We start from the raw sequence: 24,518 nt of genomic DNA, 5'->3' as shown, positions 1-24,518 counted from the left end.
GCTACCGAGCTAATAAATCTGAAAATTCTTCTTTCTGTGACCAAGCCAATAACTGTATATCGCTTACTTTCGATGCTTGAATCGCCTTAGATGCAACTTTATTTTCCAAATCATTATAAATAAGAATTTTTTTCGAAATTTGTTGAATATCTCGATTGCTAGCAATATCTTGGTAAATATAGTTAACTCTTGCCAAACTATTATAATCAAACCGATTGACAATTTGAACCCAAATTTCAGGACGATTTTTCCTAGCTCCTAAAACATAATCAACTTGATAATCAATCCCTGAATATCCTGTCAATCGAACGTTTGGCATACCACCGAAATCTTTTTCATAAAAATAATCTTGCACTTCCTCTGTAAAGAGACTTGTAACGTTGGAACGATGAGTATTCAACAAATCATAGAGACGTATAATTGTCTCAATCATTTTATGTTTCGCTTTTGGAAAATTTTTTGCTTCACATTCGATATATACAATATCTTCATCCAACTTTGATCCAAACTGCCTTAATACACTGGTTATAATCCGCTGTCTTGTTTCTTTCGTAATGTCAAGACCTGCCAAAGCCAATTCATTAAAAGTTTCACCATCATCTGAAATTCTTAATAAATCATTTGGTTTTTCTTCTAGGTACAACCGCACTCGATCATTTAAATGATTTACATAAGGGGTTACAATTTCAGAGTACCCATCAAAATCCTTTACAAGTAGTTTTTCCCGATACCACTTCACATAGTCATCAACCAGTTTCAAACTATCCATAGTAACCTCCTTTTAAGCTATAGAAATGGGATTGCTACATTATCATAGTTCACATTTGTATAGTCCAAAAAATAAATCAAACTATCCAAAAGTTCATTTGCTAAGTCTACTTCTAAATCACCCAAACCAATAGCAATTCGTCCATAATCATGTTCTTCATCAAATATATGAATATGCGGTGTTTCTATATCACCATGAGGAGCACCATTGCAATCTAGGCGAACCAAAACACCTTTTAGACTATGCGACATCATTTGATAAGTGAGGTTCTGCTGATTCAAATGACCTTTTCGATTGATAATCAATTCAAATTTTTCATTCTTATCCGAAATACAGTACAGTCGATATTTTCGCTGTTTTCCTGCATCAGGAAATTGTATAGTTTTCTGTTCTAATAACTTAATACAATTCAATAATTCTTGAAAATGTTTTAATTCCATTCACTCTACTTTAATTAAAAAGCTTATAGTAGAAGTCTATAAGCCCACTCCTTATACCTGTTCGCCTTGTCACATCCAAGAGAGGTAGGCAATCCTATTAATTCCATTATACATTTTTTAACAGATAATTCAAGGATTTTTTACTTTTTTTGAAATTATTTTCAATATAGTATACTCGATAACCTATCGCCAAAATCATATCGAGGTTATAATAGGCAACATTTCGCTGAACACTTCTATTCCCCTCATTTTGAACTGTCAACTTATAGTTGACAGTTGCCTCTTCCGATAATTCTCCATCTTCAAATATCCCCTTGATATGTTTACTAATGTTTTGCTTGGAAGTTTGAAAGAGCTCAGCTAGTTCTTGTTGGGTCAGCCAGACTGCTCCATTATCCAAGTGAAGTTCAATAGCGGACTCGCCGTCATCTGTCCTATAGAGAATCACATCATTTGCCATAGCTCAGCTCCTCTACAATCTTGTCTATCTCTGCACGCAAGTGGTCAATTTTGGCAACAGTCTCAGCGATTTCTTTATTGAGCACATCAATATCAATCTTCTCACGGGTATCTTCTTTTTCTACATAAGTGGACACTGAAAGATTATAATCTGCTTCTGCTACTTTTTCTTGTGCCACCATACAAGAAAAGTAATCTTCATTTTCTTTCTTTTCAACACTGGCTAAGATTTTTTCGATATTCTCTTCTGTCAAGACGTTATTATTCGTTTCTTTCTTAAACTGCTTACTTGCATCAACAAAGAGGATATCCGTCGTTGGCTTATTCTTTGCCAAAATAAGAATACAGGTCGCAATGGAGGTCCCAAAAAAGAGATTGTCTGGTAGCTGAATAACCGCTTCAACAAAGTTATTGTCTACTAGATATTGACGGATCTTTTGCTCAGCACCTCCACGATAGAAAATACCTGGGAAAGTTACGATTACAGCTCGTCCCTTATTTGACAAGTATGACAAGCTATGCATAATAAAAGCAAAATCAGCCTTAGATTTAGGCGCCAATACACCCGAAGGTGCAAAGCGGTCATCGTTGATGAGCGTCGGATCATCAATTCCTATCCATTTGATAGAGTAGGGTGGATTTGACACAATAGCATCAAAAGGCTTATCGTTTCCATGCTTAGGATCAAGCAAGGTATTGCCACGCTCAATGCTAAACTTATCATAATTGATATTGTGTAAAAACATATTCATCCGAGCTAGATTATAGGTGGTCATATTAATTTCCTGACCATAAAATCCATCTTCAATTATGTGCTCATTAAACTGCTTTTTAGCTTGCAGAAGCAACGAACCCGAACCACAGGCAGGATCGTAAATTTTATTGATTTTATTTTTTTCATTCTTACCCAGCATAACAATCCGCGCCAAGAGTCTCGATACACTTTGCGGTGTAAAAAATTCTCCACCAGATTTCCCAGCGTTAGACGCATAATTAGAGATTAGATACTCATAAGCATCCCCAAAGAGATCAATATGGTTATCTTCAAAGTTCCCAAAATCAAGACTTGCAATTCCTTCAAGAATCAGAACCAAGCGCTGATTCCTCTCCGGAACTGTACTACCTAACTTGTTACTTCTGGTATCTACATCATCAAAAAGACCCTTAATGTCCTGTTCACTCGCATAACCAATCGCACTAGACTCAATATCATCAAAGATATCTTTTAAATCTGTATTTAAGTGCTCATTTTGGCGAGCAGTTTTGACAACACTGGAAAACAACTGCGAAGGCATAATAAAATAACCCTTGGTTTTAATGGCATCATCTCGAACTTCAGGTGTAATTAAATCTTCAGAAATCTCTTCATAGTTAATTGATTCATCGCCACCTTCGATATAGGTTTTGAAATTTTCACTAATAAAGCGATAAAATAGAATTCCCAAAATATACTGCTTGAAGTCCCAACCATCTACTGCACCACGAACATCGTCCGCAATTGCCCATATCTTTCTATGTAACTCCTGCCTTTGTACCTGTTCTGACATCATATTTCCTCATTAACTTTTTATTCTTCTTATTATATCATTTTTCTCCTTATTTAATTCCGTTAGAGTAATTTTCTCAAGAGTTTTTATCAAGCTAACTATCATCTTATTGATTACCAATCAAAAATCTACTTAGGTCTCGACAACAAAATTGAAACGTCTAATCATTAGGTAAACTATCTTAAATTGATTTACAAGCATAAAAAAGAACACCCCAAAGGATGTTCCATGTAAATATAGCAACTCTCTCGAATTAACGTTTACTAAACTGTGATGCTTTACGAACTTTCTTAAGACCTGACTTTGGGAAATTTCTTCGCCTTCAACCAAGGACTAAATAAGATGGGTGACCAAGCACTTCCTTTTAAAATTCACCCTGAACATTTTGTATTTGCTGGAGTGCACGGTGAACAGGAAGTGATGGAGTTGATTGGAGAGTACGAACAACCAACTTATCAAAAAATCTTTATCAGCCTAGATGTTGAAAAACCAGTCGTTCCGGATGCCGATACAAAAATTTCTATGGCAGGTGATACTGTTACTCTCATGTCCGATCCAAGCCTTGATATCAAGATGTATGGTATGCATCAGTTCAAGATGAAAAAAGGTGGACTCCGCATCAAATTAGGAGTCTTTCCCCAGAAGCAGCCCCAAGCGAGATGGTACTCGGTCACCAAGAACACCTAGCAGTTGAATTTTTTAATGCCCTTACAATCGCCTATCAAAACAAAAAAAGCATGCGTGAAAAATGCCAACGCAAGGACCTTCCTCACACAAGTCAATCCGCTCTTAAAGAAATACGAGATGCTATTGGCGTTCGAATTATCACAGGCTTTACAGATGATATCTACCGCATCGTAGAGTATATTCCCCAGATGTCAAGCATCCATATTTTCAAAGAGAAAGACTATATCCGTCAGGTCAAACCCAACGGCTACCGTTCCTATCATCTGATTCTAGAGGTGACCACTCCCTACCCAGACTGTCTGGGAAATGACCAAGGTACCTATTTTATCGAGATTCAACTGCGCACAATTGCCATGGACTCCTGGGCTAGCCTCGAACACCAGATGAAATACAAGAAAAACATCCAAAATCCTGAACGAATCACGCGCGAGCTCAAACGTTGTGCCGATGATCTTGCTTCTTGTGACTTGACCATGCAGACCATCCGTGATTTGATTCAGCGCTCTGATCAAGACTAAGGAGAACCTATGAAAATCCTACTTGCCGTGAAGCATTAGCACTAAAGAACAGACGGAACGACTCAACTACCTGATTGGAAGACTCATCCGACTTGCTCGGCTCGAGGAGCAAGAGGATATCAAATTAGCTCCTCAAAATATCTCCGTCATCGCTGAAAAGGTTGCCTCAGATTTTGCTCCTCTCTTTACCAAAGAAGATAAAAAATTTGAAAGTTCTATTGAAGCAGACGTTGTAGAAAAAGTAGCCCAAGAAGAATTTTATGAGCTTCTTAGCATCCTTCTTGACAATGCCCGAAAATACTGCGATCCCACTGGAACGATTCGCTTGATGCTCCAACGCAAACATTACCTACTACGCAAACGAACTTGCATCACTATTTCTAATGATTATAAGGATGGACAAGCAGCTAATATTAAGCGTTTCTTTGATCGCTTTTATCGTGCAGAGATCTCTCACAACAACCAAACCATATCTGGACACGGAACTGGTCTCTCTATGGCTCAGCATCTCGTCAGCCTATTTAGAGGTAAAATATTTGTCACCTACAAAAAACAGGTGATTACCTTTACAGTCTGGTTATAGCTATAGCTCTTTTACTCTTTATCATTTCATAAAAAAGCGAACAAGTCCGCATTCTAAAAACAGAATACGAGTTTGTCCGCCTTTTTCTATGTCTATGATGTGTTTTTCACATCTCATTGTGCCAAGCGAATGCGGGTCACAATCCCATCTGGATCTACCAAATTCAACTCACTCAAATTTAACCACTTGATTGGTGCCTCTAGCTCTTGTGCTTGCTTAACGATGTTCAAGAGTTCCTCCTTGCATTCAACTTCAAAGACATAGTAGGCCATGCTCACGCGGAGCCAGACCTTTTCCAGCCCATTCGTTGACTGCCAGGTGGTGATAGTACTGAACAGCCGCTATCCAACTGGCACTCGGAATGCTAAATTTATCCTCTAGCCCTAGCACCTTTTGATAAAACTGACTCGCTGCGCGGCTATCCTTGACCGATAGGTGGATATACCCCATTCTCGTCCCTTCAGCCAGGATAAAGGGATCCACCTTTTCCCCTAACTCATAGATGTCCTGTGCCGCAAGGGCTTCGGTCACACCGATAATGCGGTCGTCTTCTCGAATATCCCATGAAGAAACTGGCTTATCACGGTAGAGTTCAATGCCATTTCCTTCCAAATCCTCTAGATAAATGGCCTCACTGTATCCATGATCTGCACCCCCGACCAGAGGAATCCGCAAGTCACTTAGATGTTTCAAGACATCTGCCAAGGCTTTTCGACCAAGTCCCAAAATTGCTTCTGTCTCCGTTTACAATAAAATCTCCAAACCAATAATCTGATGATAAAAAGCCGTTTGACTCGTCAAATCCTTGACATTTAAAACAGCCTCTGCTAGGTAAATATGGCTTTTATCTGCATAAGCCATAGAGTACCTCCTTTTGTTGTAACTTTATATATTACATCTATTATACACCATTGACATAGATGTCAACGAAGACAACTCAAAAGAGCTGGAGACCAGCTCTTCTTTTTATTTAACAACAAGCTCGTAACGGGTTTTGCTGGTGAAGGTTTGACCGGCTTTAAGAATGACTTGGTCTTTGAGTTCACTATGAATGGCATCTGGTAAAGCTTGCGCTTCAAGGGCAATCCCATTGTGTTGCACCATTGGCTGACCAGCTATGATGACATTCTCATCCACAAAGTTTGCTGTGTAGACCACAAAGCAAGGAGCCTCTGTCTTGAAAAGTAGGAAGCGACCTGAATTTTGGTCATAAAGGAAACCAGCATTGTCATGACCGGCGGGAAGAGCAAATGGGTGATCCAAACCAGATACCAGCTGGATTTGCTCATCGTCCTCTGCAAAGATATCCTTCAGCAAAGCACCATTATAGATGTGTTTCACCACATCGCGATCAGCATCTGGAGTTTTTGCTGGCACACCGTCTGGAGCGATTGGGTAAATGCCCTCCGTATTTAGCTGGAAGACATGGCGGTCAATTGTCTGCATAAAATCACCAGACAAGTTGAAGTAGCTGTGGTTGGTTGGATTGACCAGCGTATCCCGATCAGTTGTTACCTTGTAGCTAATTTCGTAGGCACCAGTTTCTTCCAAGTGATAGCTGATCCAAATCTTGAGATTACCAGGAAATCCTCCTGTCCCGTCTGTACGCTCTGTGTAGAGGGTCAAGCCATGGTCGCTCACCTCAACCAATTCAAACAAGCTCGCATCCCAACCTGTTGAACCACTGTGGTTACAGTTGCTAACATTGTTGACTTCAAGGTTATAGATCTGGTCATTGAGCTCAAAGGTCGCACCTGCAATACGGCCTGCTACAGGACCTACACTTGCTCCATGCTTGGGACTATTGCCTACATAGCTATCAAAATCATCAAAGCCCAAGATCACATTGGCAAAATTTCCAGCCTTGTCAGGTGTAACATAGCGCAAGATGGTAGCACCATAAGTCATAACCTCAAGCTGGTAGCCACCGTCAGTTTCAAATCGATAGGCCAAGACATTCTTGCGCTCATGATTTCCAAACACACGCTCTGTGTATGCTTTCATTCTTCTCTCCTTTGATCCATTTCTCTTAAGTAAACAAACCATAGAGAGTGTATTCACCATCTATGGTTGTAGTTTCTATTTTCAGAATTCTTTGTTAGAAAACCTTAAGTATCTTCTTAACAAAAGGGGGGTCTTCTATACCTGTTTTATGCTTCCACACGTTCTTTCCATGAAGTCGCTGTTGTTTGAAGAACTTTATTGAGCTCATCAATGTTTTCAAATCCAGTTGTACGAAGCCATTCGCGAGCTGCTGCTTCACCATCTTTGATGTAAGCTTCAACTGATCCTGCCCATGTAGCACGGCCACAAAGAACTCCGTTAAAGTTTGCACCTGATTCATGAGCAAATACAAGAGTATCTTGGAAGAGTTTAGCTGATACACCAGCACTCAAGTAGATGTATGGCAAGTTCGTTGCTTCATCTTGTGCTTTGAAGAAGGCTGCTGCTTCTTCACGTGTGTAAACCACTTCACCTTCAGCGAAGCCTTCAACATATTTAATGTTAACAGGAACTTCTACTTTCAAGACATCAATGTTAAAGCGTGGGTCTGAGAAGACTTTCATAGCGCCGATAACTTTGTGTGGTTTTACTTTAGCGCATTCTACAGAACCTGCGTCAGCGATTTTTTCATCGTAAGCTAAGATTTCAAGGAAGAATGGAATGTCTTCCGCCACACACTCAGAACCGATACGTTCGATGTAGGCTTGTTTTTGTTGGTTGAGTTCGTCTGAGCTATCTACATCATAGTAAAGCAAGAATTTAACTGCATCTGCACCTTCTTCTTTAATACGTTTTACAGACCAAACATCCAAGCAGTCTGGCAAGCGTTTTGTGCTTGTTGTGTCGTAACCTGTTTTTTCATAAGCAAGGAGAAGACCTGCTTTTTCATCAAGAGCTTTAGTTGCTGGAAGTCCATACTCAGGGTCAAGAAGCATTGATGAAGCGTATTTAGTCAATTCATCTGCTACCAAAACTTTCAGTTCTTCCATTTGAGCTACTGTTGGCTCTTCTGTTTGGTGTTGAGCCATGAGGCGTTTCAAAGCGCCACGTTGGTCAAAGGCAAGAGCTGAGATGATGCCATTCTCGTCAGAGAGTTTTTCTAAGCAGGCTACTTTATTGGGACTTAATTGTAATTTACTCATAGACACTTCCTTATTTTTGATAGTCATGAATGATAACACCTTGTACCACACGATTTACTGTACCTGTAGGAGACGGTGTATCTGGTTTGTTTTCTACCTTGAGTGAAGTCAATAGGGCAAAGAGTTGGGCATAAACGATGTAAGGGAAGACACGGTAAATATCATTCAAGACACCGCCACAACCAAGAGCCACTTCTTTGACATTTTCAAGACCAAAGGCTTGATCACTCAAAAGCACAACACGGCGAGCAATCTGGTCACCAGCAACTTCACGAACCAAGTCCAAGTCGTACTTGCGAGTGTAGTCTGTCGTTGTACCAAAGACCAAAACAACTGTATCTTCATTAATCAATGATTTTGGACCGTGACGGAAGCCAACTGGACTTTCATACATGGTCACCACTTGACCAGCTGTTAATTCCAAAATCTTCAACTGAGCTTCATGAGCAAGACCGAAGAAAGGACCAGCTCCTAGATAGATGACACGGTTAAAGTCGAAGTCAACAAGCTCTTTGACATCTGCTGTATTGTCTAGAACTTTACGCGCAAGGCTAGTCACAACTTCAAAACGTTCAGCTTTTACAGCAAATTCTGTAGGATCAAAGACTAAGAGAGCTGTCAACATCATAGACGTAAAGCTAGAAGTCATGGCAAATCCAGCGTCATTAGAAGCAGCTGGTTGCAAGAGCAAGAGATTGCGGTCATCGCCATGGGCTTGAAGAGCCAATTTCCCTTCTGCAGCACATGTAATGGTCACTTGATAGAGATCATCAACCAAGGCTTTAGCCAAATCAACAGTCGCCACACTTTCAGGTGAATTCCCACTACGAGCAAAGGAAACAAGAACAGTCGCCACATCTTTTTTCAAATAAGTTTCTGGATTGGCAACAATATCTGTGGTCGCAATAGCATTGAAATTCCATTTGCGTTCGTCATAGACTTCCTTAAAGTAAGGCACCAAGGTATCTCCCACATAAGCGGAAGTACCGGCACCTGTCAAGATAACCTTGATATAGTCATGTTTATCCGCAATCCCTTGCAGAAAGGCTGCAATTTCTTCTCGCTTCGCTTGATAAGCTTCAAAAGCCTCTTTCCATACATCAGGCTGTTGGTAGATCTCACGAGTCGTGATTTCTGCACCCAGTTCAAGTAATTCTTTTTTTGTGTAATTTAGCATAGAGTTCCTCTAATCTATTGTTGTTTCATTCCTATTGAAAATACGGGAATGAGATTTACTCCCATTCCCATGGATATTCTATACAAACTGTGCTAACGATTTTCACGTTGTCACATGAATTGAATTGAGTTCCAACTAAAATCTTGGGGAAAAAGACCAATTATCGTCGGTGCATCGCTCCATCCTCCTATCGCCTATTTCCCCTGTGATTTTTACGTTGTCACATCTTATTCGTCTTCGTCATCATCGAAGCCTGCTAACAGATCGTTGACTTTTACAATGCTTTCTGCAGCACGGATCTTATAGTCCGCATCTGCACCTGTAAGGCTTGCATTGATAAATTCAATCACCATTGGAAGATTCATCCCTGCGTAAAGTTCGATGTCGCGACCTTCCATGATCAAACGGCTTACCACGTTACATGGTGTACCGCCAAGAAGATCCGCAAAAACTAGGAAATCATCCAATCCTTCAATAGCAGCTTCAAATTTTGCAGTAAAGTCTTCTGGGCCATCTTCTGGAAGAAGAGCCACTGCATGAATGTTGTCTTGTGGGCCCATAATCATTTCCGTGCTACCTTTCAGTTCTTCACAGAAGCGACCATGACTCACCAAAATTAATGATTTCGTCATAAATTATACGCCCATTCCAAGTAAGAATTTACCGATGAATGAAAGACCTACTGCAAGAACGATAATGATACCGATCGCTTTAGTAGAGTTCATACCTTTCTTACCAAGCAACCAGAAGATAAAGGCAGTAAAGATTGCTGGAAGCAAGCGTGGGAAGATTGAGTTCAAGATGTCTTGGAAGTCAATCATCTTTTCACCGATTGGCAATTTGTAAGAAATGTCAAAGTTGATCATTGTTGCTACAAGAGCACCCATCATGAAGACACCAAGTACAGATGCAGCATCAATCAAAGCTGTCAAGGTACTTTGCATGTTATTGATAAGGTTAACCCCTTCTTTGTAGGCAAATTCCAATTGTTTCCAACGGAAGATGTCGTAAGCAACTGCAACTGCGATCCAAAGGAAGATACCCCATGGTTGGCCAGCGATAGCCATAGTTGCTGCGATAGATCCCATGATAGCAGGTACAAGTGAACCAAAGATTGTGTCCCCAAGAGGAGCGAATGGACCCATCAAACCTGTCTTGATACCGTTAACGGCATCTTTTGAAGCCACACCATCCTTTTCTTCCATGGCAAGGTCAAAACCAGCGATAATAGTGTGGAAGAATGGTGAAGTATTAAAGAATTGAGTATGAACCTTCATCATTTCCTTCAATTCAGGAGTTCCATCCCCATACATTTTACGCAATTGAGGCAAGAGCATGTAAAGGTAACCAGAGGCTTGCATACGTTCGTAGTTCCAACCTAATTGGAAAGTAAACAAGCTACGTTTGTTGATTTGATTAAAATCTTCTTTTGTTAGTTTGTAATTAGAATTCGTCATCTTCGATTTCCCCACTTTCTGATGGTGTAGAAGGTGCTGCCACAGCTACTTTTTGGCTATTTTTGAAGTGAAGCACTGCAAGGAAGATACCTACGATAGAAATACCGATCATAGACAAACCTTTGAAGTTGTTCACGAAACCAATTTTTTCAGCAACTTCAGCAGGAAGAGTACCTACGATACCAGCAACAGCGCCACCAAGACCTGTTACATATGAGTAAAGAACAGTCAACATAGCTGTCAAACCAAATCCCATAGCAAGGTAGTGAAGGTTACGTTTAACTGGAAGGTAACGAAGCAAGATTGCAAATCCAAGACCTGGAAGCATACGTCCTGCAAGTGTCAAACCATCTGCAACCCATTTGTATGCTTCAACGAAGTCTACGACTGATTGTACGAAAGCACCACCAAAAGTAAGGGCGAAGAAGACTGGAAGGGCACGAGATAAAGCCCAAGGAATCGCACCAAGCAAGTAGTTGCGTTCAATACCCTTGTAATCAAAGCGTTCGATTGCAGCATCCACACGGTGAGCAAAGAAAGTAGTAGTCATACGACCAAGAACGTCGAAGTAAGTCAAGAGAGCTGCTACTGGTACAGCGATTGTAGTAATTGCAAGCGGTGCATCAATTCCTTGTGAAACAGAGAAGGCTGTCGCAAGAACTGCACCAGAAGTTGCGTCGATACGAGAAGCACCACCAAAGGTACCAACCCCAAGAACGAACAGTTGCAAGTTACCACCGATAAGTAGACCAGTAGTTACATCTCCCATGATTAAACCAGTAATGAAACCAGCAAATACAGGAGAACCTGCAGAGGAAACAATCGTCAACTCATCACAGATTTGATAAGCTGAGTACAAAGTGAGAAGTAAAATTTGCCACCATTGTATCATAACAATGACCTCCTAAAAAATTTTTCCTATTTTAATAAGCTCAAAAAGTCTGAAACTGGATCATTTGGAACCATTTGAGCAGTGAGTTTCACACCTTTTTCTGCTAGTTTGTGGAAATCTTCCACATCCTTATCTACCACGTTGATAGAACGTGTGATAGGGCGAGTTTCTGGTGTTTGAGACATATTTCCAACGTTGAGTGTTTCAAGCAGTACACCTGCTTCGACCAAACCAAGGAAACGGTCTGGTTTACGAGCCACGATAAAGAGACGTTGGCTATCGTATTTACCAGCAAGGATATTTGCTGCTGCTTTCTCAACTGGCAAGATACTGAGTTTCACACCTGGTGGTGTCGCAAGTTTCAAACCACTTTTTTCAACATCGTTGTTGACGACTTCATCATCTACAACCATAATGCGTGAAACATTTAGTTTTCCAGCCCAAAGATTGGCTACTTGACCGTGGATCAAACGTCCATCGATACGGCATCCTACAATTGTCATAAGTTTTCCCCCTTTATGTGTTTTAGTGTAGGTTTACGAGTTAAATGAATCTCTTCTTTATATTGGCCCTCTGTTTCGAAGATGATGATGCGATTAGTACCTTCCTTGAGATAGCTATGAGGGATATAAAGCGAGAGAGTCGGGCCGACGTTCCAGAAACGTCCTAGATTCTGCCCATTGACAAAGCCAACTCCCTTACCAAACTCAGACAAGTCTAAGTAGGTATCTTTTGGCTCTTCGACAGTAAAGTCGAAAGCGTAAAAGGCTGGTTGTCCTTCTGTCCATCCTTTTGAAAAATCAATTTTCTCAGGATTGTCCAGTGGTAGTGGATATTGTTTCCAATTCAGTAAAAAATGTAGATCTTTGCAGACACCTGTACGAATTCCCTTACGTTGCGTATCTGCTAAGAGCTTATGTCCATAGTTGACACGCCCCATATTCTCAATCAAAATGTCAATCCTAGACAGCGCTTTCTTTTTACCTTTATAAAAAATATCTTCCCCAATCTCTGTCTGATATTGGGTTTCGACCCATTGACCATCGACATAAAGCTGAGCTCTATCTCGACCATCAATGATACGAAGACGTTCCTCTTCTGCATCCCAACTTGCCTCAGTACGATAGAGAAGGTAGCCATAACTTTGACCAAGTTCTTCCATCGTTTTTGGATAGAGGCTTTCAGTTGGACTAGAGAGGCTATCCAGGGTTTCAAACAGGGAAACTTTTTCGACCAATGGAATGGACCCTATCTCCATGCTTTCCTTATAGAGTGGTTCCAACTGTGGATACTCTGGGAAGTGGGTTACCATCATCTTCTTGACTGCTAGGTATTTAGCAGTTGGATTTCCTTCTTCATCCAGAAGGGCATCATAGTCGTAAGATGTGACTTGTGGCAAATCCAGAGTTCCTCGAGCTGAGCAACCATTCATGAAACCAAAGTTTGTACCACCATGGAACATGTAAAGGTTGATAGAACCTTGCTCCAATACCTCTCGAACAGCTTCCGCCAATTCTTTAGGATCCCGTGTGATGATGGGTTCTTTCCAACGATTGAACCAGCCATCCCAGAATTCCATACACATGAGAGGCCATTTCTTGCCATACTCATCAAAGAATTCCTGCATCTGTGAAAAGTTGTACGGAGCTTTAGAACCGAAGTTCCCTGTCACAAAGAGATCATCTTCGATCAAGGTTCCGGCTTTCAAAGTAGCCCTCCATGGACCATCTGAAGTAAAGAGTGGGCAATCAATCCCTCGCTCTTCCATCAATTTCCGAATTGCTCGTAGATAAGACTTATCTTCTCCATAAGAGCCATATTCATTTTCGACTTGCATCATGAGAATGTTTCCGCCATTATCCAACAGACGAGGCACAAGCCTCGGCAATAATTGGTCATAATAGCGAGCAACCGCCTCGATGTAGGCCGGGTCGGACGAGCGGATTCGCATGTCCTTGGTCAAGAGCCAAGCCGGCAAGCCACCAAATTCCCATTCCGCACAGATAAATGGAGACGGGCGTACAATGGCATAGAGACCCAAATCTTGTGCTATTTGAAGAAACCTCTCCAAATTTCTGGCACCTTCAAAATCAAATTCTCCTTCAACGGGTTCATGTAAATTCCAAGCCACATAGGTCTCGACCGTATTAAAGCCAAGCGCCTTTAAGTTGTAGAGCGAATGATACCAATCTTCTGGAGGAATCCTAAAATAATGAATGGCGCCGGACAAAATCTTGAACGGTTCCCCATCTAAATAGAAATCGTCTTCAATTTTAAATCTTGTCATGTTACCACCTCTAACGAATTAAGTTCGCGCTTCCATTTATCATAATAAGTATAATTAAATATTTTGTATTTGTCAATACGTTTTAGAAAATCTTTTAAAATTTTTCTATTTTTTACTTACCATTTACCAACATTATCTAAAAATAGCATGAAAGCGATATTTTAATGTATGATAATTCACAAGGTTATAAAATAGAATTTTTTACATGTAATATAACATTTTTAGTCTATTATTTTAATTTTTTTTACCTAAATACTACTAATTTGTCTGTATTTATGGTAGAATATGGTAGAATCAAGACTGGAGAAGGAGAATCGAGGTGTAATTATGGCTATTCCAAAATACCAATATATTAAAGATGAATTAAAAAACAAAATCATCTCTGGCCAATTTGCAAGTGGAGATAAATTTTATACAGAAGCAGAATTGATCGCGATGTATGATGTTAGTTCAATCACTGTTGTGCGTGCTTTAAATGACCTTGCGAAAGACGGCTATATTGTCCGCCAACAAGGGAAAGGGACTTTCGTTTCACGTGCCCGCAAGCACAAACTCGTTGAATTTTCAGATGTCGAAATCTTTGAAACAAAAGATGATAAAGTGACTGTCCTTTCTATCGAGCGCGGAAACAAACTTGAATATTTAGATAAACTTGGACTGCGTGGAGATCAATTCTACTATAAGATTGAACGTATTCGTCAGACAAACGACGTAACATACATCTACCACACATCCTATATTCCTGAGCAATACATCAATGCCAACTATCCAAATCTTGATTATTATAGCTCTATCTATACACGTTTCAAATTGGATTACCGCATTCACATGAACGATGAACATTTTGAGGAAATCAATGAAATCGCATTCCCAACACCAGAGCATGCTGCTTCTGTACTCGGAATCGATACACAATTCCCAACTGTCTTCCAAACGAAGACTACAAAACTTGAGGTCACTGACCAAGTCCTCGCCTATAGTGAAACGTATAAGCGAGCAGACTACTACAAAATTAAATTCCTCTCATGTAATCGAGGTCATTAAGAGAAAGCTTGAGCCCAGCTCAGGCTTTTTCTATATTCATTATAGCACGAGAAAGAAGTTGTGAGAACGCTATGGAGGACTCTTATTTAATTAGTAGCGTTTGTACTAAAAATAAGTTAAGTATTGTCTTTCTCATTTCTGGGAATAATTTTCTTCTAAATCTTATGATTTCCTCTATTTATTATAGTGATTATATAAACTCACTTAACATTTTACTCCTTAGATAATAAAATAAAATTGATTTATGTAAGCGCTATCATATGTGATAATAACAAGGAGGTTTTGTCATAAAATTAGAAAAGAACAGCGCTTCTCCATTCGTAAATACGCGGTTGGGGCAGCTTCTGTACTGATAGGATTTACTTTTAGCGCACAAGTCGTATCTGCTGACGGGATTACTCCAGCTCCAACAGCTGAAGAAACTGTTCAAACCGTCCAGGAGAGTCCTCAAGCAGTCAAAGAAGCTGTAGGCTCCAAGGTTCCAGAAAAACTGGAAGGAAAGGCTGACAAGGCTGTAAAAGAGGAGATCAAAGAAGACCAGGAGACTCCTCGAACAGTTGCTCCAACAACAGAAGAGTCAAGCGCACCAGTTGTGACAGAAAATACTGCTCCAACTCCTACTGCCGAGAAAGAAGGTCCTGCCCAGCTGAAACTCCTGCCGAAAGTACTTCTTCAGAAAAGAAAAATGAAGTCGTTACACCAGCAGTAACCACTCCTAGCACGGAACGAGCAGCTCAGGCAAATGAAAAACTGGCAAAACGAAAAACGATCTCAATCGACGCTGGACGCAAGTACTTCTCTCCAAACCAACTCAAAGAAATCATCGACAAAGCCAAACACTACGGTTATACTGATCTTCATCTACTAGTTGGAAATGTAGGCATGCGTTTTATGTTGGACGCCATGACGATCAAAGCCAATGGTAAAACATATGCAAGCGACGATATCAAACGTGCACTCGAAAACGGAACCGATGCCTACTACAAGGATCCAAACGGCAATCATTTGACAGAGAGTCAGATGACGGACTTGATCAACTATGCCAAAGATAAAGGTATCGGACTAATCCCAACTGTAAACAGCCCTGGTCACATGGATGCGATTTTGCATGCCATGAAAGAACTAGGCATCCAAAAACCGAACTTCAACTACTTTGGCAAGGAATCTGCTCGTACCGTTGACCTTGATAACGAGGAGGCTCTTGCATTTACCAAAGATCTGATTGACAAGTATGCCGCTTACTTCGCCGGCAAAACTAAAATCTTCAACTACGGTACAGATGAATATGCCAATGATGCCACCAACGATCAAGGCTGGTACTACCTCAAATGGTATAGACTCTATGGCAAATTTGCTGAGTACTCTAACACTCTTGCTACCATGGCCAAAGAAAGAGGCCTTCAACCAATGGCCTTCAACGATGGTTTCTACTATGAAGACAAGGATGATGTTGAGTTTGACAAGGATGTCATCATCTCTTACTGGTCTAAGGGATGGTGGGGCTATAACCTTGCAACGCCTCAGTACCTAGCAAGCAAAGGCTACAAATTCCTTAACACCAACGGAGACTGGTACTACATTCTCGGCCAAAAACCTGAAGATGGTGGTGGTTTCCTCAAAAAAGCAATTGAAAACACTAAAAAACACCATTTAACCAGCTTGCATCTACCAAATATCCTGAAGTAGACCTTCCAACCGTAGGAAGCATGCTCGCTATCTGGGCAGACAAACCAAGTGCTGAGTACAAGGAAGAAGAAATCTTTGAACTCATGACTGCCTTTACAGACAATAACAAAGACTACTTCCGCGCTAACTACAATGCACTCCGTGAGGAACTTGCTCAAATCCCTGCAAACTTGGATGGATACAGCAAGGAAAGCTTGGAGGCTCTAAATGCAGCTAAAGAAACTCTCAACTACAACCTCAACCGTAACAAACAAGCTGAGTTAGACGCTCTCGTAGCCAAGCTCAAAGCAGCCCGCCTAGGCCTCAAACCAGGAGTAACCCACTCAGGAAGCCTCGATGAAAACGAACTAGCTGCCAATGTTGAAACCAAACCGGAACTCATCACAAGAGCAGAAAAGATTCCATTTGAAGTTATCAAGAAGAAAAATCCGAATCTCCCAGCCGGTCAGGAAAAGATCATCACACCAGGTGTAGAGGGCAAACGCACTCATTACATCTCTGTCCTTACTGAAAATGAAAAACAAACAGAAACTATCCTAGATAGCCAAGTAACCAAAGAACCTGTGACACAAGTAGTTGAAATCGGCGCCCCTATTACTCACAAAGGGATGAACATGGTCTTGCTCCAGCCGCAGAGTCAAAACCAAGACCGGACATCCAAGAGGAAGAGATTCCGTTCACTACCGTGACACGTGAAAATCCGCAATTGCCAAAAGGACCAAGTCAAATCGTCGTTGTTGGTGTAAATGGTCGTCATACGATTTTCTACTCTGTCAGCACTACTGCTGACAGCAAGGAAGAAAGAACCCTTGTCAATGGTGCGGTATCGCAGGAAGGGGTCGCTCAAGTCGTTGAAGTCGGAACTGCTGTTGAGAAAGCTGAGCAAGCTAAACCAACTATAGCCAAAGCAGAAGAAAAACAACTCCCTGCAACAGAAAGTCCAGACTCTGCAGGCTTGGTCGCAGTAGGACTCATGGCGACACTAGCAGCCTATGGACTCTCTAAGAAAAAAGAAGATTAACACCCTTCGATAAGCATACAAAAAAGCGAGATTGAATCTCGCTTTTTGTTATGATTAATCACCAAGTCCAAGACGTTTAAAGATATCATCCACACGTTTGGTGTAGTATGCAGGATTGAAGATTTCGTCGAGTTCCTCTTGAGTCAAACGCGAAGTCACTTCTGGATCTGCTTTAAGAAGTGGTTTAAAGTCTACTTTATTGTCCCAAGAGTAAGCTGTTTTTGGTTGCACCAAGTCATAGGCTTGCTCACGGGTCATGCCTTTCTCAATTAAGGTCAACATAGCACGTTGGCTAAAGATAAGACCGAAAGTCGAGTTCATGTTTCGTATCATATTTTCTGGGAAGACTGTCAAGTTCTTGACGATATTTCCAAAACGGTTGAGCATGTAGTCAATCAAGATGGTCGTATCAGGTGTGATGATACGCTCAGCTGATGAGTGAGAGATATCGCGTTCATGCCAGAGAGCGACATTCTCATAGGCCGTCACCATGTGACCACGGATGACACGTGCAAGACCTGTCATGTTCTCAGAACCGATTGGGTTGCGTTTGTGAGGCATTGCTGAAGAGCCTTTTTGACCTTTGGCAAAGAACTCTTCTACTTCACGTTGCTCAGACTTTTGCAGACCACGGATCTCAGTCGCCATGCGCTCAATTGAAGTCGCAATGCTGGCAAGAACCGCAAAGTACTCAGCGTGAAGGTCACGAGGAAGGACCTGTGTAGAGATTTCTTGGGCACGGATACCCAGTTTGTCGCAGACATATTGCTCAACAAATGGTGGGATGTTGGCGAAGTTTCCAACCGCACCCGAAATCTTACCAGCTTCTACTCCAGCAGCCGCATGCTCGAAACGCTCCATGTTGCGCTTCATTTCGCTATACCAAGTCGCCAATTTAAGGCCAAAAGTTGTCGGCTCCGCATGCACACCGTGGGTACGCCCCATCATGATGGTGAACTTGTGCTCCTTAGCCTTATCAGCGATGATGTTGGTGAAGTTTTCAAGGTCACGACGAATGATATCATTGGCCTGCTTGTAGAGGTAACCGTAGGCCGTATCCACCACATCGGTAGAAGTCAAACCATAGTGGACCCACTTACGCTCCTCACCAAGAGTTTCAGAAACCGCACGTGTGAAGGCCACTACGTCATGGCGAGTCTCCTGCTCGATTTCAAGAATACGGTCAATGTCAAAGTCCGCTTTTTCGCGAATCAAAGCTACATCTTCCTTAGGGATTTCCCCCAACTCAGCCCATGCCTCGTCAGCGAGGATTTCCACCTCAAGCCAAGCACGGTATTTATTTTCTTCACTCCAAATGTTCGCCATCTCAGGGCGAGAGTAACGGTTGATCATGTTTTTCTCCTATATAATATTGCAAAGTTACAGAGCTAAGCCCTTGTTAATTATTCTTTTCTGTACTTCTGTTAGTAAGGAATTGTTTAAATTTATCCCTAATCCTCTATAAAATTCACTAGCTTTTTTCTGATTTCGGACTTTTTTGTAATTTCAATATTTTGAAAAGATGACTTAACAAATTTACCATCTTCAAATTTTGCTTCAAAAAATCTTGTAGATATATTTCCTTTACTTAGTAAGGTATCAAATAGAATATAGCCATCTCCAATACCTAACTCCCTTATCTGTTTCTCAATATCAAGGAGGTAAGAAAGCGGAGAATCACAAGAACATGAATAAACAATTGCCATATACTTATCCAATCCAAGTTCTACTATGCGAAACATTTTCTACCTCCTTTAAATTTTTAATACTAATGGAATAGTTTATAATATTCTTCGATTTTAGTCAAACATTTTACAATGATATATCGAGCAGTTGCCTCATCTTCAATCAGCGCAGTTTCATCTAAAGAAAGTCCAGGTTCAAACTTTTTCCAATGAAAATAACTATTTCTCTCGTCACCCAATATTTGATACAATTCGCCTATATATGTTAGAAACTGTTCTTTTTTAGTTAGGTATTTACTTTCAACATTCACATGGTAGCAGGATTGTAAGATATAGCTATATGCTCCCTCACTTGATACCTTATCAAACATATAGAATGATGTTGACATTGGCTTCCCTTTAGAATGCCAATCAATATCAAGCTCACTTAAAATCCATCTTAAATGTCCCTCTAAAGCTCGGTATGCTAGAAAAGTATACACTGTATAATCTTCAAAATTAGATTTGAAATTTTTAAAGATTAGCGCCTGTTTTACAGTTTTCTTCAACTGATCACTAGGTAATTTATCAAAAGCATTGGGCATTATGCTTAAAATATCATTTTGAATAATTGACTCGTCAATTTGACTTTCAAAAAAACCACTATCATTGAATTTTGTTTCAATCTCATCCGTATCAAACAACTGAGTAAGTATTTCAATTGATTCTAAAAATAATAATTCTGGTTTACCTTGTAAGAGAAGCTTACCATTTCCATCATTATTTTTATTATAATAGGTAATTGTTAGACTTTCACCTTGAACTCCTCTAAACTTCCATGTTGGATGTCCATTGCTTTTAGAATGAGACAATTCTTCTTTACAATACTCAGAATCCTTAATTAGGCCAATTACGGTCTCAACATCTTCATTAATCAGATTTTTAGCCGTAAACCATGGAACCTGTGAACTTGCCTGATTTTCATTATTTTTACAATTCTCGACAATATAATCACACAACTTTTCTTTCAATGTCAGAAACTTGCTGTCTCCTCCATTACTCCATCTTTTTTGAAAAAGACATCAAGAAAAAATTCACCTTGATTTGTATTCACTATACATCTATTTTGACCATTTTCCGAATTTTTTCCTCATTAGTTTCAGAAATAAATACTCTTCCTAATGCGGCACTTTTTGCCAATTCATCAGCAAGTTCATTGAAGTATACCCCGCTATGAGCCTTTACCTTTTTAAAATATACATCGATTTTCCTAGAAAGTACATCAAATTTATATTTATAGTCTTTAGAGACAGCTTTATTTGTCTTCCATTCTCCTAAAGCCCATGATCTTATTCCCTCATAGTCGTAATAGATGGCAATTGAAGAAATATTATGGTTAACAGCCCATTCCATCGCCCGAAGGACTGCTTTTACCTCTCCTGCAATCTGATAACTCTCAATATATTTTTCATCAGAACCCGAAAATGAAATTTTTTCTATCACTTCATTATTCTTAATTATAACTACACCCGAACCATATATATTTTTATTTTTATCAAAAGAACCATCTACATAAGCTTCATACTCAACTAGATTACTAGATTGGCTCTGATTAGAATCTTCAAGATAAGATTTAGCCTCCTCAAACGAAGAGAAAGATTTAAACTTTGCATTAGGAAATCCTTTAACTTGTGCTTCCGCTTCTCCCCATGTCTCAAAAATTCCAGTTTGTCTACCTAACTTTACAGCATAGTATTTCATATTTTCTTTCACCTATCTTTCATTTTCTTAAGGACTCAAGTTAGAGAACTCCTCAAATTCCTCTTTTCCAATAAGCACAGATGAATAGTGGGGTAATTCGTTGAGATTTGTATCCAATGGCAAATCATAAATCACCAAATAGTGTTCAGGATATTGTGCAACTAGTTTTTCATATTTAGCTTGTACCTTATCCTGGTCAGCACTGGCATACAAGACTTCGACAATTGCTCCAGTCTCACTCTTTTCAATAAATGCATTAACGATGATTTGAATCATAGGTTTCTCCTAAAAATCAATCCCTTCTCCAAACTCAATCACGCTATCCGGCATATCACTAAACAAAGTCACATGCCCCATCTTGCGGTTGTGTTTCGCTTCTATTTTACCATACATGTGGAGGTGGGCGCTTGGATTTTCTGTGACATATTTTTCAGCAGCATCGACGTGTTGGCCGAGAACATTGAGCATGACTGCAGGCGCATGCAATTTGATGGCTGGCAATGGTGCTGCGAGAACTCCTAAAATATGAGTGTCAAATTGTGAAAAGTCACAGGCTTCGATTGAGTAATGGCCTGAATTGTGTGGACGCGGGGCAATCTCATTGACGATAATATCATCAGCGGTGGCAAACATTTCCACGCAAAGGGTTCCAGATAGCTTGAGTTGTTCTGCGATTCGTACTGCCATAGCTTTGGCTTTTCCAGCCAGACTTTCTGAAATGCGAGCAGGCACAATAGTCTTAGACAGGATGTTATTGCGATGGATATTTTCTTGAACTGGGAAAATCGTCACATCCTTGCCATTACCAGACACGATGACAGAAATTTCAAGGTCAAAGTTGACGAATTCTTCCAAAACGCAATCTGCTGAGTCTGCTAGTGCATATGCTTCTACCAAATCTGCTTCTGAACGAATAACCTTTTGACCATGACCATCGTAACCACCGGTCGCCGTCTTGAGAACATAGTTTTTAGAGAGGTCGATATCTGCCAAGTCTTGGCTAGAAGTTACAACCTTATAAGGTGCTACGGTAACTTGGGTCTTGTTGGAAAGAAAGTCCTTTTCAAAAATGCGATTTTGAGAAATGCGGAGCAAGTCAGTCCCTTGTGGAAGCTGACCGTCTTTGATAACAGCGTCAAGACCGTCAGCATCGACATTTTCAAACTCATAGGTCAGGACATCGCAACGTTCTGCCAACTGACGGAGGGCATCCACATCGTTATAAGGAGCCACGATGATTTCCGCCACGCGAGAGGCCGAGCAATCCACCGCAGGATCCAGCGCGATGACCTTGTGTCCCATGTAGATAGCAGAAATGGCCATCATCTGTCCCAGCTGACCACCACCGATAATTCCGATTGTTTTAGATGAGCTCATTTGTAGACTCCTCTGCGATTTTTTCTTGCTCTTCTGCGAAATCTGCCAATGCTATCGCGATAGCCTGCTCCTCTACTGAAAGGAGACGGAGGGCAAAGAGAGCCGCATTAGTCGCACCCGCTTCACCGATAGCCATGGTTGCGACTGGCACACCACCTGGCATCTGAGCGATAGAGTAGAGTGAATCCACGCCACTAAGAGCGCGCGATTTGACCGGTACACCAATGACAGGAAGGGTTGTTTTCGCTGCGACCATACCTGGCAAATGGGCTGCGCCACCTGCACCAGCGATAATGACCTTGATGCCGCGGCTACGGGCTTCTTCGGCATGTCTAAACATAAGGTCTGGAGTACGGTGGGCAGAGACAACCTTCTTTTCGTAGGCTACACCGAAGCGGTCGAGGACTTCTGCTGTTTTTTGCATGGTTGTCCAGTCGGATTTGGAGCCCATGATGATGGAAATTACTGGTTTCATTTATTCTCCTTTTTTAATAATCGTCTATTGTAGTACGGACGTAAGCGACCGCCTATGGCGTTCCATTACTAAAACTGGAGCATAGGTCTCCAGTTTCCCGCTCCTAATAGCTTTACTACTAGGAGTTCCACTACTGCGACGATCATCCTATAGTGGCTCGCTTTCGCTCACCATGACAATTTTAGTATCTGTTAATCTTTTATGGCCTTGCTTCCGATATCTGTTCGGTAGAAGAGACCTTCTGTTTTTTGTTGAGCGAGTTCTTGGTAGATGGTTTCTTGGGCTTCTTTGACGGTGTCTGCTGTGGTGACGAGCATATAGACACGTCCACCGTTGGATAGCAGTACTCTGCTATTTTCCGCAAACTTAGCCCCTGCATAGTAGGTGATGATATTGCCATCGGTTTTGGCTGGCAACTCGACACCCTTTGCATAATCTAGCGGGTATCCCTTGGATGCGACAACCACACCCAGAGTCACACCCTTTTCCGTCCACGTGATGTTCGGCTCCTTGCCATCGAGGATACCCGTGATATTTTGTGCAAAATCAGATGTCAAACGAGGTAAGATGATTTGCGTTTCTGGATCTCCGAAGCGTGAGTTGAACTCGATGACTTTCGGTCCATCAGCTGTTAAGATAAGACCAGCATAAAGGACACCGAGATACGGACGACCTTCTTTAATCATGCCTTCAAGGACTGGCGTGACAATAGTGTCAACCGCTGTGTCAACCACGCTCTGTGGCAAGTGAGGAACTGGCGCATAGGCACCCATCCCACCAGTGTTAGGACCCTTATCGTCATCGTAAGCACGTTTGTGATCCTGAGCCGTTGGCATCATGTAGAACTTGTCCCCATTGACAAAGGCAAAGAGAGAGAACTCTTCTCCTTCAAGGAATTCCTCGATAACTACACGCGCACCTGAGTCACCGAATTTATTATCCAAGAGCATCTCGAAAGCGGCTTCGACTGCTTGCTCAACCGTTTCAGCTACAACGACGCCCTTCCCAAGCGCCAAGCCATCCGCTTTAACTACGATTGGAGCGCCTTTTTCTTCGATGTAGGCCTTGGCTTCCTCGAAATCTGAAAATGTCCCATAGACTGCTGTCGGAACGTCGCATTTGACCATGAGTTCCTTAGCGAAATCCTTAGACCACTCCAGCTCCGCTGCCAATCTTGTCGGACCAAAGGCTTTGATACCAGCTGCATGGAAATCATCCACAATACCAGCAGCAAGGGCATCATCTGGCCCAATGAAGGTCCAAGCAATATCGTTGACTTTTGCAAACTCAATCAATTTAGAATGTTCGGAAATAGAGATATTTACCAATTCCAGACCATCCAGAGTCATCCCGTCATTCCCAGGAGCTACAAAGACTTTTTCAACGTCTTTTGACTCAAGCAACTTCTTAGCAATGACATGTTCACGACCACCAGAACCGACAACTAACAGCTTCATCTCTCAACCTCTTTTTCGAATTATTTACTAACATTATATCACAAACGTTCGTTTTAATCTTGTTTCACTTA

At 41.1% G+C, this 24,518-nt stretch carries 23 protein-coding genes and 4 pseudogenes; 6 read left to right on the top strand and 21 right to left on the bottom strand.

Translation table 11 applies throughout. The features are described from left to right. Position 1: 1 nt before the first annotated feature. From OVN21_RS07420 to OVN21_RS07405, 4 genes and pseudogenes are all read right to left on the bottom strand, one after another. Positions 2 to 769, bottom strand: coding sequence for a DUF1828 domain-containing protein (locus tag OVN21_RS07420; RefSeq protein WP_267247919.1), 768 nt, complete (start codon positions 767 to 769; stop codon positions 2 to 4). Between the two features lie 17 nt (positions 770 to 786). Continuing rightward, positions 787 to 1,209 (bottom strand): DUF6978 family protein, encoded by a 423-nt coding sequence (locus OVN21_RS07415; protein WP_267247918.1) that lies wholly within the window; start codon positions 1,207 to 1,209, stop codon positions 787 to 789. Between the two features lie 172 nt (positions 1,210 to 1,381). Further along, positions 1,382 to 1,669: pseudogene (gene rhuM, locus OVN21_RS07410) on the bottom strand (RhuM family protein); the annotation flags it as partial. Next, the gene (locus tag OVN21_RS07405; RefSeq protein WP_267247997.1) at positions 1,659 to 3,215 is read right to left on the bottom strand and encodes a type I restriction-modification system subunit M; all 1,557 of its coding nucleotides are present in this window, start codon (positions 3,213 to 3,215) and stop codon (positions 1,659 to 1,661) included. The gene OVN21_RS07405 and the pseudogene rhuM, both read right to left, overlap by 11 nt. A 342-nt stretch (positions 3,216 to 3,557) precedes the next feature. Here OVN21_RS07405 and OVN21_RS07400 point away from each other — a divergent pair, with 342 nt between their 5' ends. From OVN21_RS07400 to OVN21_RS07390, 3 genes and pseudogenes are all read left to right on the top strand, one after another. Then, positions 3,558 to 3,902, top strand: a complete 345-nt coding sequence (locus OVN21_RS07400) for a hypothetical protein (RefSeq protein WP_267247917.1) — start codon at positions 3,558 to 3,560, stop codon at positions 3,900 to 3,902. Between the two features lie 41 nt (positions 3,903 to 3,943). Next, positions 3,944 to 4,420, top strand: a pseudogene (locus OVN21_RS07395) (GTP pyrophosphokinase); the annotation flags it as partial. A gap of 34 nt (positions 4,421 to 4,454) precedes the next feature. Beyond that, positions 4,455 to 5,003 (top strand): HAMP domain-containing sensor histidine kinase, encoded by a 549-nt coding sequence (locus tag OVN21_RS07390; protein WP_323744044.1) that lies wholly within the window; start codon positions 4,455 to 4,457, stop codon positions 5,001 to 5,003. A 113-nt stretch (positions 5,004 to 5,116) separates the two neighbouring features. Here the strand turns inward: OVN21_RS07390 and OVN21_RS07385 are convergent. From OVN21_RS07385 to OVN21_RS07345, 9 genes and pseudogenes are all read right to left on the bottom strand, one after another. After that, positions 5,117 to 5,864, bottom strand: a pseudogene (locus OVN21_RS07385) (VOC family protein). A gap of 105 nt (positions 5,865 to 5,969) precedes the next feature. Next, on the bottom strand, positions 5,970 to 7,007 hold the full coding sequence (locus OVN21_RS07380; RefSeq protein WP_267247915.1) for an aldose epimerase family protein: 1,038 nt from the start codon (positions 7,005 to 7,007) through the stop codon (positions 5,970 to 5,972). Positions 7,008 to 7,153: 146 nt separating this feature from the next. Continuing rightward, positions 7,154 to 8,149, bottom strand: coding sequence for a tagatose-bisphosphate aldolase (gene lacD / locus OVN21_RS07375; RefSeq protein ID WP_267247914.1), 996 nt, complete (start codon positions 8,147 to 8,149; stop codon positions 7,154 to 7,156). Between the two features lie 10 nt (positions 8,150 to 8,159). Further along, the gene (locus OVN21_RS07370; RefSeq protein WP_267247913.1) at positions 8,160 to 9,326 is read right to left on the bottom strand and encodes an SIS domain-containing protein; all 1,167 of its coding nucleotides are present in this window, start codon (positions 9,324 to 9,326) and stop codon (positions 8,160 to 8,162) included. A gap of 227 nt (positions 9,327 to 9,553) precedes the next feature. Continuing rightward, positions 9,554 to 9,958 carry a PTS sugar transporter subunit IIA gene (locus tag OVN21_RS07365; RefSeq protein ID WP_267247912.1) on the bottom strand — a complete coding sequence of 135 codons (405 nt, stop codon included), beginning with the start codon at positions 9,956 to 9,958 and terminating at the stop codon, positions 9,554 to 9,556. Positions 9,959 to 9,961: 3 nt separating this feature from the next. Continuing rightward, a complete protein-coding gene (locus OVN21_RS07360) occupies positions 9,962 to 10,783 on the bottom strand; it encodes a PTS system mannose/fructose/sorbose family transporter subunit IID (protein WP_267247911.1) in 822 nt (273 codons plus the stop codon). Next, positions 10,770 to 11,675, bottom strand: a complete 906-nt coding sequence (locus tag OVN21_RS07355; RefSeq protein WP_267247910.1) for a PTS mannose/fructose/sorbose/N-acetylgalactosamine transporter subunit IIC — start codon at positions 11,673 to 11,675, stop codon at positions 10,770 to 10,772. The genes OVN21_RS07360 and OVN21_RS07355 overlap by 14 nt, the downstream gene beginning before the upstream one ends. A 26-nt stretch (positions 11,676 to 11,701) precedes the next feature. Then, positions 11,702 to 12,178, bottom strand: coding sequence for a PTS sugar transporter subunit IIB (locus OVN21_RS07350; RefSeq protein ID WP_267247909.1), 477 nt, complete (start codon positions 12,176 to 12,178; stop codon positions 11,702 to 11,704). Next, on the bottom strand, positions 12,175 to 13,962 hold the full coding sequence (locus OVN21_RS07345) for a glycoside hydrolase family 35 protein (RefSeq protein ID WP_267247908.1): 1,788 nt from the start codon (positions 13,960 to 13,962) through the stop codon (positions 12,175 to 12,177). Before OVN21_RS07345 ends, OVN21_RS07350 begins: the two co-directional genes overlap by 4 nt. Positions 13,963 to 14,247: 285 nt before the next feature. Between OVN21_RS07345 and OVN21_RS07340 the strand changes: the two genes are divergently transcribed. The 3 genes and pseudogenes from OVN21_RS07340 to OVN21_RS11175 form a co-directional block, all read left to right on the top strand. Further along, positions 14,248 to 15,006, top strand: a complete 759-nt coding sequence (locus OVN21_RS07340) for a GntR family transcriptional regulator (RefSeq protein WP_267247907.1) — start codon at positions 14,248 to 14,250, stop codon at positions 15,004 to 15,006. 262 nt (positions 15,007 to 15,268) lie between these two features. After that, entirely contained in the window at positions 15,269 to 15,715 is a 447-nt protein-coding gene (locus tag OVN21_RS11180; RefSeq protein WP_416370417.1) for a YSIRK-type signal peptide-containing protein, read from the top strand. Next, positions 15,685 to 17,713: pseudogene (locus OVN21_RS11175) on the top strand (G5 domain-containing protein); the annotation flags it as partial. The gene OVN21_RS11180 and the pseudogene OVN21_RS11175, both read left to right, overlap by 31 nt. 54 nt (positions 17,714 to 17,767) lie before the next feature. Here OVN21_RS11175 and purB read toward each other — a convergent pair. The 8 genes from purB to purD form a co-directional block, all read right to left on the bottom strand. Further along, a complete protein-coding gene (gene purB / locus OVN21_RS07320; RefSeq protein WP_267247905.1) occupies positions 17,768 to 19,066 on the bottom strand; it encodes an adenylosuccinate lyase in 1,299 nt (432 codons plus the stop codon). A gap of 98 nt (positions 19,067 to 19,164) precedes the next feature. Next, the gene (locus OVN21_RS07315) at positions 19,165 to 19,455 is read right to left on the bottom strand and encodes a type II toxin-antitoxin system RnlB family antitoxin (RefSeq protein ID WP_267247904.1); all 291 of its coding nucleotides are present in this window, start codon (positions 19,453 to 19,455) and stop codon (positions 19,165 to 19,167) included. A 26-nt stretch (positions 19,456 to 19,481) separates the two neighbouring features. Further along, positions 19,482 to 20,408: a hypothetical protein gene (locus OVN21_RS07310; RefSeq protein ID WP_267247903.1), complete on the bottom strand. Its 927-nt coding sequence runs from the start codon at positions 20,406 to 20,408 to the stop codon at positions 19,482 to 19,484. Between the two features lie 82 nt (positions 20,409 to 20,490). Beyond that, entirely contained in the window at positions 20,491 to 21,150 is a 660-nt protein-coding gene (locus OVN21_RS07305) for a ribonuclease H family protein (RefSeq protein ID WP_267247902.1), read from the bottom strand. 15 nt (positions 21,151 to 21,165) lie between these two features. Continuing rightward, a complete protein-coding gene (locus OVN21_RS07300) occupies positions 21,166 to 21,414 on the bottom strand; it encodes a phosphoribosylaminoimidazole carboxylase (RefSeq protein WP_267247901.1) in 249 nt (82 codons plus the stop codon). Positions 21,415 to 21,423: 9 nt separating this feature from the next. Beyond that, entirely contained in the window at positions 21,424 to 22,515 is a 1,092-nt protein-coding gene (gene purK / locus OVN21_RS07295; protein ID WP_267247900.1) for a 5-(carboxyamino)imidazole ribonucleotide synthase, read from the bottom strand. Beyond that, complete coding sequence (gene purE / locus OVN21_RS07290; protein WP_267247899.1) at positions 22,502 to 22,990, bottom strand: 5-(carboxyamino)imidazole ribonucleotide mutase; 489 nt, start codon at positions 22,988 to 22,990, stop codon at positions 22,502 to 22,504. The genes purK and purE overlap by 14 nt, the downstream gene beginning before the upstream one ends. A 191-nt stretch (positions 22,991 to 23,181) precedes the next feature. Next, positions 23,182 to 24,447, bottom strand: a complete 1,266-nt coding sequence (gene purD / locus OVN21_RS07285) for a phosphoribosylamine--glycine ligase (RefSeq protein ID WP_267247898.1) — start codon at positions 24,445 to 24,447, stop codon at positions 23,182 to 23,184. Positions 24,448 to 24,518: the final 71 nt, after the last annotated feature.

Origin of the sequence: Streptococcus sp. Marseille-Q5986 (assembly GCF_946902915.1) — a bacterium.
GTDB lineage: Bacteria > Bacillota > Bacilli > Lactobacillales > Streptococcaceae > Streptococcus.
This window is presented reverse-complemented; position numbering and strand designations above follow the sequence as displayed.